This window comes from Cutibacterium nasicola, from assembly GCF_052654715.2.
This window is the reverse complement of the sequence record NZ_CP199745.2, coordinates 268,359-287,635: the sequence shown is the minus strand read 5'-3', so window position 1 is coordinate 287,635 and position 19,277 is coordinate 268,359. Positions and strand designations below refer to the sequence as shown.

Here is a 19,277-nt window from a genome sequence, read left to right as displayed (position 1 = left end):
TCACCACGCCCAATTCCCTGAGTACCTCAGCAGGTACGCCGATTCGACACTGCACTTGTCCTTGACCGGCTTTCCATTGCGAGTGAGCGCCGGGCCAAGGTCCTTCCTCGGGCATAGCGCATCCGTGAGACGGTCGCCAATGCGCTGCACCTGGGAGCGAGACAATGCGGAGACGGCATCGGTTGCCGACAAAGCCATTGCGATGGTCGTACTCGGGCCGCTGTACGTGTCGACATGGCGCAAGTACCCGTCCGAGATCGCCTGCCACCCCGATTTCTCGATCTCCGCAGCATTGCCGAACAGGTCGGCATTGGCCAACGCCTGCATCGCCCAACGAGCGTCCTCGGAAGAAGTCGTGTAGTCGGTCACCGCGACCTTCCACGGCGTGAGGCACAACCCGTCATTGGTCAGCCCGATCTCCCGCCTCATCGTCGCGATGGGCAAGTCCGTCGTCACTGTCTTTCTGGTGATGCAGCCCTTCGGCAGGCGGGTACGTTTGTCGACCTCTGATCTCTCCTTGTCGGACAACGCGTTGAGGGTCTTCAGGGATGACGCCGCCATGAGTTGGCTGACATGGGCCTGCCGACTGTCTCCACCATTCACCAGATAGGGGCGCAAAGCCGCAACCAGATGATCATGGGCGTAGCCGTCGTCGTCAGGTAGATCATGACCGTCAATGAGCCGGAGGTACTCATACGTACTCTTGAGCGTCCCATTGACTGACGAATTCGCGGGCTCGCGAATGAGGGAGTTGGAGGGGCTGAACACCGTCCCGAGACTGTCGACAACGGGCGCCTGCGCGTCATCGTGCCGCGAACACGCAGCAGGCAGAAGAAGCAAGACGGCCGCTATCCCCACCAAGAATCGTCGAAAAGGCATACTGCGTACAATATGACGCAATCGGCTCACCCCGACGACGTCCTGCCCATGGTCGGGAGGGCATGCGGCATCAATGGCCGCGTACCTCGATCGCCTCGGCCATCGCGAGGGCCCGACGCGCCGTGTCGACGTGCAGGTTCTCGATCATCCGTCCCCGGTAGGTGACGACCCCGGAACCGTTGCCGTTCTCCCAGGCGTCGATGATGCCGCGGGCCTCTTCGACCTCGTCAGCGTCGGGGGCGAAGACCTCATTGGCCGGGGCCACCTGACCGGGGTGTATCAGCGTCTTGCCGTCGAAGCCCATGAGTTGAGCCTCACGACACTGCGCAGTGAATCCATCAACGTCGCGCACATCGTTGTACACCCCGTCGAGGATGACGACACCGGCCGCCCGAGCAGCCAACAGGCACATCTGCAGGGCTGCCGTCACCGGGGCGCGACCAGGAACATGGGATGCGCGCAATTCCTTGGTGAGGTCATTGGTGCCCATGATGAGCACCGTCAAACGGTCGGAGGCTTCTGCGATTTCCGCGCAATCCAGCACGGCCCGCGGGGTCTCGATCATGGCCCACAGCTTGATGTCCTCGCCGGCTCCGGCGGCCTCCATGTCGGCGACGATGGAACGAACCTGCTCGGCCGAGCCGACCTTGGGGACGGCGATGGCGTCAGGACCGGCGGCAACGGCAGCCTTGATGTCGTTGTGGTACCACTCGGTGTCCATCCCGTTGACGCGGATGGCGACCTCCCGGTATCCGTAGGGACGGCCCTCGACGACCTCGGCGGCACGCTCCCGGGCCTCGACCTTGAGGTCGGGGGCCACGGCGTCCTCCAGGTCAATGATGATGCCGTCACAGTCGATGTCGCGGGCCTTCTCCAAGGCCCTGGCGTTGGCGCCGGGCATGAACAGAACGGATCGACGGGGACGCAGTGCACTATCCATGTGCCCCATCCTGCCGCACACACCACGGATATGGCGCGTCGGGGCAGCAGATTCAGATCGGAATCGGCCCCATGTCGACCGGGCCGGGAACGCCCCTCAGCGACGACGCAACAGGTAGGTGTCGAACACCCACCCCAGACGCTTCTCGGCCTCGGCGCGGGTGGCGAGGATCTCGTCTCGGACCTCGGCCAGATCACCGCTGATGAGGATCTCGTCGGGGGTACCGATATAGGCCGCCCAGTAGATGTCGATCCCGGTCGGATCGATGAGGCTGAAGGTCTGACGTCCGTCCAGCATGACGATGACGTCGTCGACTCCCTCGGGCATCCCCTCGGCGAGCAGGCGGGCCGGCGAGATCTGCAGCGGACGACCTTGACGGTTGAGCGGGATCTGGTGGCGGGAGGCCAGGGACAGGGAACTGGAGATGCCGGGAATGACGTTGAGCTCGATGGGTACTCCCCCGTCGGCGTCGACGGCAGCGATGAGCTTTGTGACGATGGCCAGGGTGGACTCGTACAAGCCTGGGTCGCCCCACACCAAGAATCCACCGCGCTGACCGTCAGCAAGATTGTCGGCGACGGCATGGGTCCACTGGTTCAGGCGTTGACGACGCCACAGGGCGACGGCTTCCTTGTAATTCTCGGCGGTCTTCCAGGGGCGCGGCGGGTCCTGCAGCTCAACGATGCGCAGACCGTCAGTCTCGGCCTGCGGGCGATGGCGGCGCAACACGTCGCGACGGAACTCGACGAGGTCGTCAACATCGTGTTCCTTGAGGACGACGAAGAGGACGTCAAGGCGCTGGATGGCGTCAACGGCTGCCAGCGTCAACCAGTCCGGGTTACCGGGGCCTATGCCGATGAGATCGAGATGACGGGACACGATGCCTCCTGAAATTGGCGGGTTCAGATGTGGCCCCTGTCAGGACGAACGAGACACGACCTCGTCGCACAGGGCCATGAGGGCCTGCTTGGCGTCCCCGTCGGGCAGCGGGGCCAGGTGAGTACGAGCGCGGTCAGCGCGACGCTGGATCTGTGCGCGGGCTTCCTCGATGACGTGGTTGGCGCGCAACCTCTCAAGCACGTCGGCGAGCACCGCGTCGTCGGACAGGTCGGCGTCAAGCATCTTCTTGAGCTCGTCATCAGCCGGGTCATCGGAGGCACGCAGCATGAGGGTCGGCAGGGTCGGGACCTTCTCGCGCAGGTCGGTGCCGGGGGTCTTGCCGGTCGCAGTCGAGGTGATGTCGATGAGATCGTCAGCAAGCTGGAAAACCTCGCCGATGTCTTCGCCGAACTGCTCCAGGGCGGCGACGGTCCCCGGTGAGGCGTGGGAGACCATGCCACCGAAGACCGTGGAGGCAGCGATGAGCGAGCCGGTCTTGTCGGCCACGACCTGGAGGTAGTGGGCCAGCGGGTCCTCTCCCTCGGAAGGCCCACGAGTCTCGGCGATCTGACCCTGCACCAGCCGCGAGAAGGTCTGGGCCTGCAGGCGGACGAAGTCGACACCCAGTTCGGCCACGGCCAGGGAGGCGCGCGAGAAGAGGTAGTCGCCGACCATGATGGCCACGGAGTTGCCCCAGCGCAGGTTCGCCGAGGGAGCACCGCGACGCTTGGAGGCCTCGTCCATGACGTCGTCGTGGTAGAGCGAGGCGACGTGGGTCAGCTCCATGACAACGGCAGCACGAACCAGATCGGCGTCGTCGACATGGTCGCCGAACTGGGAACACAGCACCACCAGAAGCGGACGGAATCGCTTGCCACCGGCGGAAATGATGTGGCTGGCCACCTCGGTGACGAATGGTGTGTCGGCGCCGGCCTGACGCCCCAGCTCGTCCTCGACGAGGGCAAGCTTGGCGGTCACCAGATCGGCGAACTCGCTGCTCGCGTTGTACGACACGGTTCTCCTCTTCCGACCGGGCGTGTGCTCGGTGCTCGTCCGACCGCCGCCTCTCCATGACACGGCCATCTTCCACATTACTGGTTAAACAGCCCTCGCGTCTCGTCGGGATGTGGTTGTGATGATCCACGGCGTGACGAGGCCGGGGTCGCAATCCTTCCGGACAGCGGCCCCGGCCTCATGAACAACTCAGCGCAGGAAGGTGCTTGCCTGGTTGAACAGGTCGATGATCGGCTGCGGGGCAACGCCCATGACAATGGTGAAGACCGCGCAAACAATCAGCGTGATCCACCCGGCGATGGACGGCTCGGCAACCTCGACGGGGTCGTCCTCCTCCTTCGGGTTGCGGAAGAAGACCACCATGATGATGCGCAGGTAGAAGGCCGCAGCCACCAGGGAGAACAGCACTCCTAGCAGCACCAGCCAGGCGTATCCACCCCGCCATCCGGCCAGGAAGACCACCAGCTTGCCGGTGAATCCAGCCGTCAGCGGAATGCCTGCGAAACTCAGCACGAAGATGACGACGAGAACACCGAACCACGGATGCGTGCGACCCAGACCGGCCCACGAGTCGATCTCCGTCGACTCACCACCAGCACGTCGTACCATGAGGATGAGCAGCCAGAAACCGATCGAGGACAGACCGTACGCCGTCATGTACACCAGCACGGAGGAGACCGAACCGGTCTGCCCCGAGGCCATCCCGGTCTGGATCGTCCAAGCACCGACGACGCCCACCAGCACGAAGCCGGCGTGAGCGATCGCGGAATAGGCCAGCAGACGCTTCATGTCGGTCTGTGCCAGACCCACGACGGCACCGACGGCCATGGATGCCACGGACACCACCGCGAGAATGATCTGCCAGTCCCACCTCATGGCACCCAAACCGACGTACAGCACACGCATCAGACCGACAAGGGCGACGAGCTTGGTGGCCACCGCCATCCAGCCGCTGACCGGGGTGGGGGCCCCGGTGTAGACGTCAGGAGTCCAGGACGCGAACGGAACCGCGCCCACCTTGAACAGCAGTCCTACGGCGACCAACACCATGCCAGCGACGATGAGCTTCGACGAGCCCACCTGGGTGACGCCCACCGTGGCGATGGCGCCCAGCTTGAAACTTCCTGCGCAGCCGTACAGCAGGACGATGCCGTAGAGGAACAGGGCCGACGACAGCGCGCCCAGCAGGAAGTACTTCAATGCGGCTTCCTGGGACAGGAGTCGACGACGCCGAGACATCCCCGACAACAGGTAGAGCGGCAGGGAGAAGATCTCAAGGGCGACGAACATCATGATGAGGTCGTCGGCGGCGGCGAAGCACATCATGCCCAGCACCGCGAACATCAGCAGCGGGTAGACCTCGGTGTGCTCACGATGCTCCTGCTCGGCCTTGGCCTCCACCAAAGATCCGGGCACCGAGGAGGCGCTCGCCACGAAGGCCGTCTGAGTACCACCCACTCGTTCTGCGAAGAGCACCACGGCGCCGAGGCTCGTCACCAGCAGAACCATCCAGGTGGCCAGGGTCGGACCGTCGAGGGCCAGGGTTCCCTGTCCGGCGACGATCCGGGTGCCCTTGGCAATCGTGGTCAGCGTCGAGGCGATGGCCACGGCGAGGGCCGCGAACGTCAGGATGATCTGGGTGGGACGACGACCCGAACGAGGCACGAAAGCCTCCACCAGGACTGCCAGGCAAGCGCCAGCCATGAGGGCGAAGATCGGCACCAGCGGTCCATACTCGATGTGCGGGGTCGCGACGTCAAGGGGCGCAACAGACCTGAGCGCGGGAATCAACAGGACGGGATTCACTTGAGGCCCTCCTTGACGACGGGTGCCGGATCGGTGGCGTGAACCTGGGTCATGGTCGCGGCGGCTGCCGGTTCAATGGCGTGCAACATCGGCCGTGGGAAGAAGCCGAACACCAGCAGCAGGATGATGAGCGGCGCGAGCACCAGCTTCTCCCGACCATTGAGGTCGCTGACCTTCTCGGAAACTCCCTGCACGGGACCGGTCATGGTGCGTCGATAGGTCACCAGGACGTAGACGGCAGCCAGCACCATGCCGATGGTGGAGACGGCGACGTAGATCGGGTGACGCGCCCAGGCACCGGCCAGGGCCATGAACTCGCTGACGAAGTTCCCGGTGCCCGGCAGCGACAGGGTCGCCAGCCCGGCGAACAGGAAGGTTCCGGCAAGCACCGGGGCGACCCTCTGGACACCTCCGTAGGCGTCGACCTTCGCCGTCCCGCCGCGTCGCACCAGGAATCCGAGCACCAGGAACAGTGCCGCGGTGGAGAAGCCATGGTTGAACATGTAGAAGATCGAGCCGGTGATCGAGGTTGTCGTCAGGGCGAAGATGCCGATGACCATGAAGCCGAAGTGGCTCACCGAGGTGTAGGAGACGAACCTCATGAGGTCGCTCGAAGTGGCGGCCATCATGGCACCCCACAGCACCGAGATGATCGCCAGGGTGAGCACGAAGGGAGTGGCCCAGTCGGAGGCGGCTGGGAAGAGGCCCAGGCACAGCCTCAGCATTCCGAAGGTGCCGATCTTGTCGAGCAGACCGACGAGCAGGGCGGACGTTCCGGCGGTCGCCTGTTCGGCGGTGTCAGGAAGCCAGGTGTGTACCGGAACCATCGGGGCCTTGATCGCGAATGCGATGAAGAAGCCGACGAACAGCTGCTTGCCAATCGCCCCGGAGAAGTCCACCTCGGCCAGGTCACTCAGCAGGAAGGACCCGCCGTGGACACCGACACCGACGACGGCGAACAGCATCACCAGTCCACCGGCCAGGGAGTACAGCAGGAACTTCATGGCAGCGCGACCTCGTCGAGGACCTCCCCACCCAGCAATGAGGAAGTACATCGGGATGAGGGTGGCCTCGAACATGAGGTAGAACAGCAGGACGTCGGTGGCGGCGAAACAGTAGATCGCCAGTCCCTCGAGCATGAGGGCCAGGCCGAAGAAGGCGCCGGTCGACCAACGCGCCTTACCTTCGTCGCCCACGTGCCACTCGGCGAGCAGCACCACTGGGACGAGGATGACGACCAGCAGGATCATCGTCAGGGACAGACCGTCGCCGCCCAGGGCGTACCAGGCGCCGATGGCGCGAATCCAGCGGTGGGTCTCCGACAGATCAGTGCCGTTGACTCCGCGGATGAAGGCGTAGACACCCAGTACCAGAGTGACCAGGGAAAACACCATGCCGGTGGTTCGGGCCGCGGTTCCGCGCATCATCATGGTGATGATGCCGCCGACGATCGGCAACAGGGCTATCACGGTGAGGATCGGGAAAGACATGTCAGCTCCTCCTGCGCTCAGGCCATCCGGCCCAGGACGACGACGAGTCCGACGACCAGCACGCCGACGACCATCATGAGGCCGTAACTACGCACATAACCGTTCTGGACCTTGCGGACGATCTGGGAGCAGGCCGTGGTGACCGAGCCTGCGCCGTTGACCAGACCGTCAACGACCGCACGGTCGAAGCCCTTGACTCCACCGGCCAGCCAGCGTCCCGGCTTCACGACGACGACGTCGTTGACATCGTCGCCGTACAGGTCATGCCGACCAGCGATGAGCAGCGGATCACGGGTGTCGGGTTCCTCGCCCGGAACGTCGCGTCGGTTGAGCAGCCAACCGGCCAGAATGCCGACGATCACCACGGCGAGGGTGATGACGCCGATCGTGCCCATGTGCCACATGCCGACGTGCTCGACCTGGGCACCAGTGGCCGGGGCCAGCCAGTCGCCGATCCAATTGTTCATGAAGGCGCCTGCGAAGATCGACAGGATCGCCAGCACGATGAGCGGGATCGTCATGACGGCCGGGGACTCGTGCGGGTGGACGTCCTCACGCCACCGCCTGGATCCCAGGAAGGTCAGCACCATGAGGCGGGTCATGTAGTAGGCGGTGATACCGGCACCGATGAGGGCCAACACACCGAAGACCGCGCCCTTGTCGAAGGCGGCCTCAATGATGTGGTCCTTAGAGAAGTAACCCGAGGTGCCGGGGATGCCGATGATGGCGAGGTAGCCGCAGGCGAACGTCCAGAAGGTGACGGGCATGACCCTGGACAGTGCACCGAAGTGGTACATGTCGGTGTCGTCGCCCGTACCGTGCATCACCGAGCCAGCTCCCAGGAACATGTTGGCCTTGAAGAAGCCGTGGGTGATGAGGTGGAAGATCGCCAGGGCGGCGCCGGCCGGGCCGAGGCCCGCGGCCAGCATCATGTAGCCGATCTGGCTCATCGTCGATCCGGCGAGGACCTTCTTGATGTCCTTCTTGGACGAACCGATCCAGGCACCGAACAGCAGGGTGACGGTACCGACGATCGCGACGGCCAGGGAGGCCGCGCCCGTCTCAGCGTAGATGGCATGGGACCGAACGACGAGGTAGACGCCGGCGGTGACCATCGTCGCGGCGTGAATGAGGGCCGAGACCGGGGTCGGACCCTCCATGGCGTCGAGCAGCCAGGCCTGCAGCGGAACCTGGGCCGACTTACCACAGGCCGCCAGCAGCAGCATGAAGCCGAGCAGGGTGGCCCAGGTTGACGTCAGTCCGGAGGCCTTGGCCGAGACGTCGGCGAACCGCACGCTGCCGAACTGGGCGAGCATGGTGAAGATCGCCATCGCCAGACCGAGATCACCGATGCGGTTCATGATGAACGCCTTGTTACCTGCACGAGCCGCGGTCGGACGCCCGAACCAGAAGCCGATGAGCAGGTAGGAGGCCAGACCGACGCCCTCCCAACCGACGAACAGGATGAGGTAGTTGTCGGCCAGCACCAACGTCAGCATCGCGGCGATGAAGAGGTTGAGGTAGGCGAAGAAACGACGTCGATCAGTGTCGTGGGCCATGTACCCGATCGCGTAGATGTGGATCAGGGAGCCCACGAAGGTGATGAGCAGGACGAACAGGATGGAGAGCTGATCCACCAGCAGGCCAACCCTCAGATCCCATGGCCCGACGTCGATGAACTGGTAGACCCCCACCTCGACGGCACGGGACGCGACATCGCGGCCCAGCAGGTTGATGAAGAGCACCAACCCGATGACGAAGGAGACGATCGGGGCCAAGGTGGCCAACAGATGTCCCCAGACGTCGCTGCGGCGTCCGAGGAGCAGCAGCAGTGCGGCGACGACCAGCGGCACCGCGATCATGAGCCAGGCCCCGTTGAACAGGCCGGTTTCCAGAACAGTCACGATACCTCCCTCAGAATTTCAGCAGGTTGGTGTCGTCCACCGAGGTGGTGCGACGGGAACGGAAAATGGTGACGATGATCGCCAGGCCCACGACCACCTCGGCAGCCGCGACAATCATCACGAAGAACGCCCCGACCTGTCCGTCGAGGGAACCGTGGACGTGGGAGAAAGTCACCAGGGCGAGGTTCGCGGCGTTGAGCATCAGCTCCACCGACATGAAGGCCACCAGGGCATTACGCCTCGTCAGGAAGCCCAGGATGCCGATGGCGAAGAGTATCGCCGAGAGCACCAGGTAGTCATTCGGGTTCATTCGAGTTCTCCTTGTGCCTCGTGGCGGGCGGCACTGATCGAGGCGAAGGCCCGATGGGTCGGAGCCTTCAACTCGCCGGTGTCGATGATGGCGCCGCGGGTGGCCAACGTTCCCGAGATCGAATCCTGGGCAACCGTGCCGTCAGGTAGCAGGGCCGGAGCACCGATCTGGTTGGTTCGGGCGTAAACACCGGAGTTCGGACGGGCGCCGGGGTGGGCGCCGTGCTCGGCGTAGGCCACCATACGGTCGGTGACCCGCTCACGCTGGGACTTCTTCTTGGCGGTGTCACCGTGGGCCAGCACCATGGTGCCGACCGCAGCGGTGATGAGCAGGGCCGAGGTGGCCTCGAAGACGATCACGTACTTGGTGAACACCAGCTCCGCGATGGACTTGACGTTGTCACCACCAGCGGCATTGGCCTCTCGCAGACCGACCGGCTGATCGGTACCGATCACACCGGTCGTCACAGCGTTTCCGACGGCCAGGATGAGCAGCGCCAGGAAGGCCAGCGCGGCGATGATGGCCGCCACCTTGTGCCCCTTGAGGGTCTCCTTGAGGGAATCGGTGGCGTCAACGCCGACGAGCATGACGACGAAGAGGAAGAGCATCAGGATGGCACCGGTGTAGACGATGATCTGCACCACGAAGAGGAATGGCGCCTCCTGGCTGACGTACTGAACGGCCAGACAGATCATGACGATGGCCAGCGACAAGGCTGAATGAACGGGCTTCTTGGCAAAGACCATCACCAGGGCCGCAAGCACCATGATCGGGGCCAGCAACCAGAACGCCCACTGGGAAGCCGTCACCATCGGGACGAGTCCGCTCATGGGAGCGGTGAGCAGGGAAGCGGTCATTGGGCTACCCCCTCATCGTCGCGCTGGACCTGATGGGCACCAGTGGACGGACCAGTTCGCACGTCGTCCTGACCGGAGGGAGGCAGACCGTTGAAGTAGTCGTCCTCGTCGTCGCCGAGACGGCGCGGATGCGGCGGCTGCTCCATGCCCTCCTTGAGGGGAGCCAGCAGTTCGTCCTTGGTCCAGATGTGCTTGGCGCGGGTGGTGTCGGCCAACTTGAAGTCATTGGTCATCGTCAGCGCACGAGTCGGGCAGGCCTCGATGCACATCCCGCACAGGATGCATCGCAGATAGTTGATCTCGTAGACGCGACCATAGCGCTCACCGGGCGAGTAACGCTCCTCGTCGGTGTTGTCAGCACCTTCGACGTAGATGGCGTCAGCAGGGCAGGCCCACGCGCACAGCTCGCAGCCCACGCACTTCTCGAGTCCGTCGGGCCAGCGGTTGAGCTGATGACGACCGTGCATCCGCGGCGGCATCGGTTTTTCCTTGCCCTTCTCCGGATACCCCTGGGTGAAGGGCTTGCGGAACATCGTCTCGAAGGTGATCCCGAATCCTGACCAGGCTCCCATCACAGACCTCCGTTCTCGTCGTGGTCTCGTCGCGCCACCGTGGTGGCCGTTGCGGCCCCGGCCAACGGGGCCTGGACCTGGTGTGGCAATGGCGGCACCGGATAACCGCCGGCGAAGGCGTCGAACGGTTCGTTGGTGGCCACCTCAGGCGTGGACTCCTCCTTGCCTCCCATGAACGCCCAGATGAGAAGGGCGACGACGATGAGGCCGACGATGACCATGAAGATCGGGTTGCGACCCCAGCCCTGGTTGAGGACGGTGCGCCAAGCGGCGACCAGCAGAACCCATCCCAGGGACACTGGAATGAGGACTTTCCAGCCCAGATCCATGAAGTGGTCGTAACGGAACCTCGGGATCGCGGCTCGCACCCACACGAAGAAGAAGATGACGAGCTGGGTCTTGAGGAAGAACCACAGCAGGCCCCACCACCCGGAGTCGATGACACCGACGTAGTTGAGCGGCCACGGGGCCCGGTAGCCGCCCAGGAAGAGGGTGGTGCAGACGGCCGACAGGGTAGCCATGTTGATGTACTCCGCCAGGAAGTACATGCCGTAGGGGAACCCGGAGTACTCGGTGATGTAACCACTGACGAGCTCCGACTCGCACTCCGGCAGATCGAAGGGCAGACGGTTGGACTCACCGAACATCGTGATGACGTAGATGATGAAGCTCGGGATGAGCAGCAGCCAGTAGTGTCCGGCGATGTGGGTGTCAAACCCGCCTGCAACCAAGTGGCTGGCCTGGGACTCGACGATCTCGGAGGTCGACATGGACCCCGAGAAGAGGAACACCGTCACCAGCGACAGGCCCATGGCGACCTCGTAGGAGATCATCTGGGCGCTGGAACGCAGCGAACCGAGCAGGGAGTAGGTGCCTGCCGACGACCAGCCGGCCAGCACCACGCCGTAGATGCCGATGGACGCCACGGCGAGGATGAAGAGCACGGCGACCGGCACGTCAGTGATCTGGAGCCTGGTGGTGTGGCCGAACATCGACACCTCACCACCGAGCGGGATGACCGACCAGGACGCAAAGCAGGCAATGCCTGCGATCACCGGCGCCAGATTGAAGACAATCTTGTCGGCACCCTTCGGGGTGAGCATCTCCTTGAAGATGAGCTTCAAGCCGTCACCGACGGCCTGGAACACACCACCAGCCCACGCCGAGTTCATGATCGGGCCGATGCGGTTCTGCATCTTGGCCAGCACACGCCGCTCGAACCACACGTTGAAGATGGTCCAGGCCAGCAGGATCACGAAGAGGATGACGACCTTGACGATGATGAGCCACACCGGGTCGATGGTGGCCTCGAGGGGACTCATGCCACACCTGCCTCTCGGGAAGTTTCGGATTCAACGGCACTCAGCGCGACAACGGTTCCGGGAGCGTCGGGGACGGTGGTGCGGCCCTGCGGGGAGGTCGAGTCGCCACGCAGCGACGGGATCCACACCGCCTCGGCCGACATCGTCGCGTCGATCTTGACCGGAAGCCGCAGGCTGATGGGACCAGAGACGTCAATGAGCTGTCCATCGGCCACGCCAAGCTGATCTGCCGTCAGCGGGCTGACGACGGCGACGGGAGCCGGGGCGGTCGCCACCAGGGCGTCGGCGCCCGTGAGGCTTGCCGACCCCTCCAGCAGCTGACGCCATGTCTCCAGCACCCGACCGACCGATCCCGGTTCGACCACGGGGACCTGCGGCACGAGCGGGGAGGCCGACTCCATCTTCGGGTGCTCGCCCTGCCACTGCCCGAGGTCCCGCCAGGCCTTGTGGGCCTGGGCGACGGTGGCAAGTCCGGACACCGATCCCAGCTGCGAGGTCAGGGCGTCGAGGACGCGGATCTCGTTCATCGGGGTGACAGCCTGCTTGTTGACCACGCGCACTCGGCCAGGACGATGCTCCCAGTCGAGGAAGGTTCCGGAGGTCTCCTCGAGCAGGCAGACCGGAAGGACCACGTCGGCCCGCTCGGCAACCTCGGAGAACCGCTGCTCCAGGCAGACCACGAACCCGCAGCTCTCGAGGGCTTCACGAGCTCCGGCTGGATCAGGCATGTCAGCCAGCTCCACACCGGAGACGACGAGGGCCGAGAGCTTGCCGGCGCGGGCAGCGGCCAGCATTCCGGTGGCATCGAGACCCGGCTGGGTTGGCAGGTTGTCGACTCCCCATGCGGCCGCGATGTCCACACGGGCCTTGGCGTCGTCGACGAGGCGTCCACCGGGCAACAGCTGCGGCAGCAGGCCGGCCTCGACAGCGCCGATCTCACCGGCACGACGAGGCACCCAGGCGACGCGAACCCTCGGGTCGAGGGAGGCGATGGCCGAGAGGGTCCCGGGCCGGGTGGCGGCTCTCTCCCCCACCAGCACGATGGTTCCCTCACCGATCATGCCGTCGGAGACCAGCTGTTCGACAACCTGTGGCTCCTGACCAGGCAGGCAGCGGGCCAACTCGGCCCCCATCTTCGCCGAACCATTGGACAGGTGAGTTCCGACCGCGGTGATCGCGACCTTCTTGCGCCGCCAGGCTTTGCGCAGTCGCAGGAAGATCATCGGGCACTCGTCCTCGGGCTCCAGGTTCACCAGGACGATCCGCGACGCCTTCTCCAGGTCGGCGTAGGTCACTGACTCCTCGAGGCTACGCCCGGCAACGGTGGCGGCCAGGAAGGAGGCCTCCTCGGTGGAGTGCGGACGGGACCGGAAGTCAACGTTGTTGGTGCCGAGCACGACGCGCGCGAACCGGGACCAGGACAGGCAGGTCTCCACCGGGAGCCGTCCACCGGTGAGGACACCGACGTTGGTACCGGCCTTCTTGAGTCCGGCAGCCGCAGTCTGCAGAGCCTCGGCCCAGGATGCCTTTTCCAGGACTCCGTTGCGGCGAACCAGCGGGGTCGTCACCCGGTCGTCACCACGGCCGTAGCGGAAGGCGAAACGCCCCTTGTCGCAGTTCCACTCCTCGTTGACCTCGGGCAGGTTGCCGGCGTTGCGACGTTTGACCTCGTAGTGACGGTGGTCGGTGCGCAGCTGGCAACCGGCGGCACAGTGCTCACAGGTCGTCACCGTCGAGACGAGGTCGAAGGGGCGGGAGCGGAAGCGGTACTCGGTGCTGGTGAGGGCTCCCACCGGGCAGATCTGGATGACGTTGCCAGAGAAGTAGGAGTTGAAGTCGTCGCCCTCATAGGCACCGATCTGGGACACGGCGCCGCGCTCCTGCAGGTTGATGAAGGGATCACCGGCGATCTGGTCGGCAAACCGGGTGCAGCGCTGGCACAGCACACACCGTTCGCGGTCGAGCAGCACCTGGGCCGAGATGTTGATCGGCTTGGGGTAGGTGCGCTTGACTCCGCCGTAGCGGGACTCGCCGCGTCCGTTGGCCATCGCCTGGTTCTGCAGCGGGCACTCGCCACCCTTGTCGCAGATCGGGCAGTCCAGCGGGTGGTTGATGAGGAGGAACTCCAGCATCCCCTCCTGGGCCTTGCGGGCCGTCTCGGAGCTGACCTGGGTCTTGACGATCATTCCCTCGGCCACCGGCATGGTGCACGACGGCTGCGGCTTGGGGAAGCCGCGCCCATTGCCGGCGTCGGGAATCTCGACGAGGCACTCGCGACAGGCACCGGCAGGGTCGAGCAGCGGGTGGTCGCAGAACCTGGGGATGGCGGTGCCGATGGACTCAGCCGCGCGAATGATGAGGGTTCCCCTGGGGACGCTCACCTGCTGACCGTCGATGGTGCAGGTGACGAGTTCGACGGGCTTGTTCTCGCTCATGCTCCGGCCCCCTCCAGGACTCGGCGATCGGCGTCGGTGAAGATCGAGCTGCGCTCGTAGGGCAGGTACTTCCAGGCGGGAATGCCACGGCAGCCTGCCTCGAACTCCTCGCGGAAGTGTCCGATGGCTCCTCGCAGACAACCCACGGCACCGTCGGCCAAGGCGCAGAAGGAACGACCACCGATGTTGTCGGCGATGTCCATCAGCTTGTCGACATCACCCTCCTGACCCTCGCCGGCCTCGATGCGACGCAGCATCTGGACGACCCACCAGGTTCCCTCACGGCACGGGGTGCACTTGCCACACGACTCGTGCTTGTAGAACTCCAGCCAGCGCAGCGTGGCGCGGACCACCGAGGTCGTCTCGTCGAAGCACTGCAGGGCCTTGGTGCCCAGCATCGACTTGGCTCCCATCATGCCCTCGTAGTCGAGCGGGGTGTCAAGGTCGTCGGGGGTGAGGATTGGGGTCGAGGAACCACCTGGGGTGAAGAACTTCAGCTCGTGGCCCTCGCGCATGCCCCCGGAGATCTCGAGCAGCTGACGCAGGGTGATACCCATCGGGGCCTCGTACTGACCAGGATGGGCCAGGTGCCCCGACAACGAGTAGATGGTGAAGCCGTCGGACTTCTCGGTACCCATCGCCTTGAACCATTCCTTGCCGTTGCGCAGGATCGACGGCACCGTCGAGATGGACTCGACGTTGTTGATGACCGTCGGGCTGGCGTACAGACCGGCGACAGCGGGGAACGGCGGACGCAGACGAGGTTGACCACGGCGTCCCTCCAAGGAGTCCAGCAGGGCGGTCTCCTCGCCACAGATGTAGGCGCCGGCGCCCGCGTGGACGACGACGTCCAAGTCGTATCCAGAGCCGAGGATGTTCTTCCCGATGTACCCGGCCGAGTAGGCCTCACGCACCGCCTGCTGAACACGACGGATGACGTGCAGCACCTCGCCACGGATGTAGATGAAGGCCACCTTCGCCTTGATGGCGTAGGCGGCGATGATGACTCCCTCGACGAGAGTGTGCGGGGAGGCCATCATGAGCGGCATGTCCTTGCAGGTGCCCGGCTCGGACTCATCACCGTTGACGACCAGGTAGGTCGGGTTCGGATTGTCCTTGGGCACGAAGGACCACTTCATGCCGGTGGGGAATCCGGCGCCACCACGGCCACGCAGGTTGGCGTCCTTGACCAGTGAGACGACCTCGTCGGGCTGCATCGTCAACGCCTTGCGAAGTCCGGTGTAGCCGCCCTGACGCTCATAGTTGAGCAGCTTCCAGCTGCGCTCGTCGCCCCAGTTGGCCGACAGGACCGGGGTCAGTGGATCGGTCACTTCTTCTCCTCCTCCATGGGCTCGGCAGGAGCGGGCAGGTTGTTCGGGTCCGGAGCCTTCCAGCCATTCCGCCTGGCCAGTTGCACACCCTGCAGGGATGCCTCGCCAGCGCTGGGACCCTCGTCAGCCCGACCGTCGGGGAAGCCGGCGAGCACTCGCTCGGCCTCACGCCAGCTGGTGATCTTCGCGCCGCGAGTCGAGTGGACCTCCTCGTCGCGGGCCAGGGCGTCGAGGATCTCCTCTGCGCGGATCGGAGTCATGTTGTCCATGTACTCCCAGTTGACCATCATGATCGGGGCGAAGTCGCAGGCAGCATTGCACTCCACACGCTCGAGGGAGAATTTGCCGTCGGGGGTCGTCTCACCCTCCTTGATGCCGAGCCTTTTCTCGACGCGGGCGAGGACCTCCTCGCCACCCATGACGGCACACAGTGCGGTGGTGCAGACACCGATGTGGTGCTGTCCCGCCGGGTGTTTCTTGTACATGGTGTAAAAAGTCGCCACTCCGGAGACCTGGGCGGTGGTGATTCCCAACACCTCGGCCGCGGTCTCGATGCCCACCGGGGAGACACGTCCGTCCACCGACTGCACCAGGTGCAGGATCGGCAGCAGGGCCGAACGGGGATCGGGATAGCGCGAGGCAATCTGGCGCATGTCCTCGATGGTGTGCTCGTCGATGTTGGTGGAACGGTCGGACTGATCGACTCCACCGGTCCCCGAAAAGTCCGAGTGGAAGGATTCGACGTAGGGGTATCCCAGGTTGACAGGTTCGCGATCGCTCATCGGTCGACTCCTCCCATGACGGGGTCCAGGGATGCCAAGGACGGCACCACGTCGGAAAGCATTCCGCCCTCACACATGGCGGGCAGGGACTGCACGTTGATGAATCCAGGGTCACGCAGATGGGAGCGGTAGGGCCGCACACCGCCGTCCGAGACGAGGTGGCAGCCGAGCTCACCAGCGGCGCCCTCGATGGCCTGGTAGACCTGGCCGGCGGGCACCCGGAATCCCTCGGTGACGATCTTGAAGTGGTGGATCAGTGCCTCCATCGACTCGCCCATGATGTGGCGAATGTGCTCGTTGGAGTTGCCCTGGCCGTCGGGGCCCAGGGCCAGTTCTGCCGGCCACGCGATGTGCGGATCCGCCACCATGTGACGGTCGCCCTGGGTGTCCTCGAGACGCTTGAGGCACTGCTTGAGGATGCGCACTGACTGGTCCATCTCCTCCAGGCGGATGCGGAAGCGTCCGTAACAGTCGCAGGTGTCCCAGGTGGCGACGTCGAAGTCGTAGGTGTCGTAGTCACAGTAGGGCTGGGTCTTGCGCAGGTCCCACGGCAGGCCGGTGGCGCGCAGGGCCGGGCCGGTCACGCCGAGGGCCGTGCAGGTGGACAGGTCGGCGTAACCGATGTCCTTGGTACGAGCCTTGAAGATCGGGTTCTCGTTGCAGAACAGACCGATCTCGGGGAGGTACTTCTCCATGCGCTTGATGAGGTCACGCAGCTGATCCAGGCCGGTCTCCGGCAGGTCGCTGGCGACGCCGCCAGGACGGATCCAGGCATTGTTCATGCGCAGCCCGGTGACGGCCTGGTTGAACTCCAGAATGATCTCGCGTTCCCTCAGGCCGACCTCGGCCACCGAGGAGGCGCCAAGCTCCAGACCGCCGGTCCCCACAGCGATGAGGTGGGAGGAGATGCGGTTGAGCTCGGTGATCATGACGCGCAGGACCTTGGCCCGCTCCGGGATGTCGTCGGTGATGCCCAGCAATTTTTCAACGGCCAGGCAGTACACCAACTCGTTGAAGAAGTTCGCGACGTAGTTGCATCGGGTCATGAAGGCCACACCCTGAGTCCAGGTGCGGAACTCCATATTCTTCTCGATACCGGTGTGGAGGAATCCGACACCGACGCGAAGGTCGCTCACTGACTCACCATCGAGCTCGATGATGAGCCTCATGACGCCGTGGGTAGACGGGTGGGACGGACCGAAGTTCACGACGACCGTCTCGTCGCCCCTCTCGGCGGCCTCGTCAACGATCTGGGCCCAGTCGCCGCCCTGGGACAAGTACTCGTGGTTCTCGCTCATCAGTTGTAGCTCCTGCGCTGGTCCGGCGGTGGCACGACGGCACCCTTGTACTCGATCGGGATGCCACCGAGCGGGTAGTCCTTGCGCTGCGGATGGCCGACCCAGTCGTCGGGCATGAGGATGCGGGTGAGGGCCGGGTGGCCGTCGAAGATGACTCCGAACATGTCCCAGGCCTCGCGTTCCTGGAAGTCCGCGTGCGGGTAGACCGACACGATGCTGGGAACGTGGGGCAGGGAGTCGACGTCGCTGTGACCAGTTCGTGCCACGTCCTCCTGGCCGGAATCAGCCAGCGCAACCTCGAGGCGGATGCGACGGTTGTGGGTCATCGACAGCAGGTCGTAGACAACGTGCATCTCGCGACCCTCCATGTGCGGGTAGTGCACACAGGTCAGACAGGAACAGCTCTCGAAGCGCAGGGCCGCGTCGTCACGCAACACCTTGACGAGCTCGAGCAGCTTCTCGGGACGGACGAAGAAGGTGATCTCGCCACGGTCGACGAGTGTCAGACCGTCGGAGAAGTCCGGCACGAGCTCCTCCATCCGGTCAGCGACCTCGTCGAACCAGCCACCGTAGGGACGCTCGGAATCGCCCGGCATCTCGACTGTGCGGACGACGCCGCCGTAACCGGAGGTGTCCCCCGGACCGGAGGTTGCCGCCCACATGCCCTTGCGCGTGTCGATGCGGCGATCCTCCTGGGTCCACTGGGTGGCCTTGGCCGGGACATGGGCCTGGTCGGGCGTGCTGGCATCGAGGAAGTTTCGGCCGTCGGGGATACGGTCCCCGGAGTCTGAGCCGCCGGCGGCACCGCGTGGGGTCGGCTTGTCACTCATCGCATGAGCCCCTTCTGCTCGAGGGTGGTCGGGGCCTCGAGGGCCCGCTTCTCCTTGGCCGCTTCAACCTCGGACATGTGGCCCATCAGCGGCCAGTGCTGAATCTGCTCACGGATCTTGAAGACGGCATCGATGAGCATGTCCGGGCTGGGCGGGCAGCCTGGCAGGTACACGTCCACCGGAACGATGTGGTCACAGCCCTGGACGACGGCGTAGTTGTTGAAGATGCCACCCGAGGAGGCACAAGCACCCATCGAGATGACCCACTTGGGCTCGGGCATCTGGTCGTAGAGCTGACGAACCACCGGAGCCATCTTCTGGCTCACACGGCCCGAGACGATCATGAGATCAGCCTGGCGGGGAGAGGCACGGAACACCTCGTGACCCCAGCGGGCGGCGTCGGCACGCGGACCGCCGTAGGAGATCATCTCGATGGCGCAGCAGGCCAAGCCCATCGTCAGAGGCCAGAACGAGGTCTTGCGCAGCCATCCGACGATGGCCTCCATCGAGGTCATCACGATTCCAGCTGGGACATCGGCGTCGTACTCAGCCATCTCGTGCGTCCTTCCTTTCAGACGTTGACTGGCGCGGCAGCGGGCCGCTCGAACGTTGATTGGGCGCGGCCCGC

17 protein-coding genes are annotated in these 19,277 nt (G+C 64.7%); all 17 read right to left on the bottom strand.

What is annotated here, in order from left to right:
- The gene (locus ACUCCZ_RS01290; RefSeq protein ID WP_435918324.1) at positions 1-879 is read right to left on the bottom strand and encodes a hypothetical protein; all 879 of its coding nucleotides are present in this window, start codon (positions 877-879) and stop codon (positions 1-3) included.
- A 70-nt stretch (positions 880-949) separates the two neighbouring features.
- A complete protein-coding gene (locus tag ACUCCZ_RS01285; RefSeq protein WP_462981553.1) occupies positions 950-1,780 on the bottom strand; it encodes an HpcH/HpaI aldolase/citrate lyase family protein in 831 nt (276 codons plus the stop codon).
- A gap of 135 nt (positions 1,781-1,915) precedes the next feature.
- On the bottom strand, positions 1,916-2,698 hold the full coding sequence (gene cobF, locus ACUCCZ_RS01280) for a precorrin-6A synthase (deacetylating) (protein ID WP_435918326.1): 783 nt from the start codon (positions 2,696-2,698) through the stop codon (positions 1,916-1,918).
- 39 nt (positions 2,699-2,737) lie between these two features.
- On the bottom strand, positions 2,738-3,712 hold the full coding sequence (locus ACUCCZ_RS01275; protein ID WP_435918327.1) for a polyprenyl synthetase family protein: 975 nt from the start codon (positions 3,710-3,712) through the stop codon (positions 2,738-2,740).
- A gap of 189 nt (positions 3,713-3,901) precedes the next feature.
- The gene (gene nuoN / locus ACUCCZ_RS01270) at positions 3,902-5,518 is read right to left on the bottom strand and encodes an NADH-quinone oxidoreductase subunit NuoN (protein ID WP_435918328.1); all 1,617 of its coding nucleotides are present in this window, start codon (positions 5,516-5,518) and stop codon (positions 3,902-3,904) included.
- Positions 5,515-7,008 carry an NADH-quinone oxidoreductase subunit M gene (locus ACUCCZ_RS01265; RefSeq protein ID WP_435918329.1) on the bottom strand — a complete coding sequence of 498 codons (1,494 nt, stop codon included), beginning with the start codon at positions 7,006-7,008 and terminating at the stop codon, positions 5,515-5,517. The genes nuoN and ACUCCZ_RS01265 overlap by 4 nt, the downstream gene beginning before the upstream one ends.
- A 17-nt stretch (positions 7,009-7,025) precedes the next feature.
- Positions 7,026-8,912: an NADH-quinone oxidoreductase subunit L gene (gene nuoL / locus ACUCCZ_RS01260; RefSeq protein ID WP_435918330.1), complete on the bottom strand. Its 1,887-nt coding sequence runs from the start codon at positions 8,910-8,912 to the stop codon at positions 7,026-7,028.
- A 10-nt stretch (positions 8,913-8,922) separates the two neighbouring features.
- Entirely contained in the window at positions 8,923-9,222 is a 300-nt protein-coding gene (nuoK, locus tag ACUCCZ_RS01255) for an NADH-quinone oxidoreductase subunit NuoK (RefSeq protein WP_003866464.1), read from the bottom strand.
- Positions 9,219-10,079, bottom strand: a complete 861-nt coding sequence (locus ACUCCZ_RS01250; protein WP_435918331.1) for an NADH-quinone oxidoreductase subunit J — start codon at positions 10,077-10,079, stop codon at positions 9,219-9,221. Before ACUCCZ_RS01250 ends, nuoK begins: the two co-directional genes overlap by 4 nt.
- Positions 10,076-10,651 carry an NADH-quinone oxidoreductase subunit NuoI gene (nuoI, locus tag ACUCCZ_RS01245; RefSeq protein ID WP_435918332.1) on the bottom strand — a complete coding sequence of 192 codons (576 nt, stop codon included), beginning with the start codon at positions 10,649-10,651 and terminating at the stop codon, positions 10,076-10,078. Before nuoI ends, ACUCCZ_RS01250 begins: the two co-directional genes overlap by 4 nt.
- Complete coding sequence (nuoH, locus tag ACUCCZ_RS01240) at positions 10,651-11,973, bottom strand: NADH-quinone oxidoreductase subunit NuoH (protein WP_435918333.1); 1,323 nt, start codon at positions 11,971-11,973, stop codon at positions 10,651-10,653. Before nuoH ends, nuoI begins: the two co-directional genes overlap by 1 nt.
- Positions 11,970-14,408, bottom strand: coding sequence for an NADH-quinone oxidoreductase subunit G (locus ACUCCZ_RS01235; protein ID WP_435918334.1), 2,439 nt, complete (start codon positions 14,406-14,408; stop codon positions 11,970-11,972). The genes nuoH and ACUCCZ_RS01235 overlap by 4 nt, the downstream gene beginning before the upstream one ends.
- Positions 14,405-15,739 (bottom strand): NADH-quinone oxidoreductase subunit NuoF, encoded by a 1,335-nt coding sequence (gene nuoF, locus ACUCCZ_RS01230; protein ID WP_435918335.1) that lies wholly within the window; start codon positions 15,737-15,739, stop codon positions 14,405-14,407. Before nuoF ends, ACUCCZ_RS01235 begins: the two co-directional genes overlap by 4 nt.
- Positions 15,736-16,521: an NADH-quinone oxidoreductase subunit NuoE gene (gene nuoE / locus ACUCCZ_RS01225; protein WP_435918336.1), complete on the bottom strand. Its 786-nt coding sequence runs from the start codon at positions 16,519-16,521 to the stop codon at positions 15,736-15,738. The genes nuoF and nuoE overlap by 4 nt, the downstream gene beginning before the upstream one ends.
- Positions 16,518-17,819, bottom strand: a complete 1,302-nt coding sequence (locus ACUCCZ_RS01220) for an NADH-quinone oxidoreductase subunit D (protein WP_435918337.1) — start codon at positions 17,817-17,819, stop codon at positions 16,518-16,520. The genes nuoE and ACUCCZ_RS01220 overlap by 4 nt, the downstream gene beginning before the upstream one ends.
- Entirely contained in the window at positions 17,819-18,649 is an 831-nt protein-coding gene (locus ACUCCZ_RS01215; RefSeq protein ID WP_435918338.1) for an NADH-quinone oxidoreductase subunit C, read from the bottom strand. Before ACUCCZ_RS01215 ends, ACUCCZ_RS01220 begins: the two co-directional genes overlap by 1 nt.
- A complete protein-coding gene (locus ACUCCZ_RS01210; protein WP_435918339.1) occupies positions 18,646-19,203 on the bottom strand; it encodes a NuoB/complex I 20 kDa subunit family protein in 558 nt (185 codons plus the stop codon). Before ACUCCZ_RS01210 ends, ACUCCZ_RS01215 begins: the two co-directional genes overlap by 4 nt.
- Between the last annotated feature and the right edge of the window lie 74 nt (positions 19,204-19,277).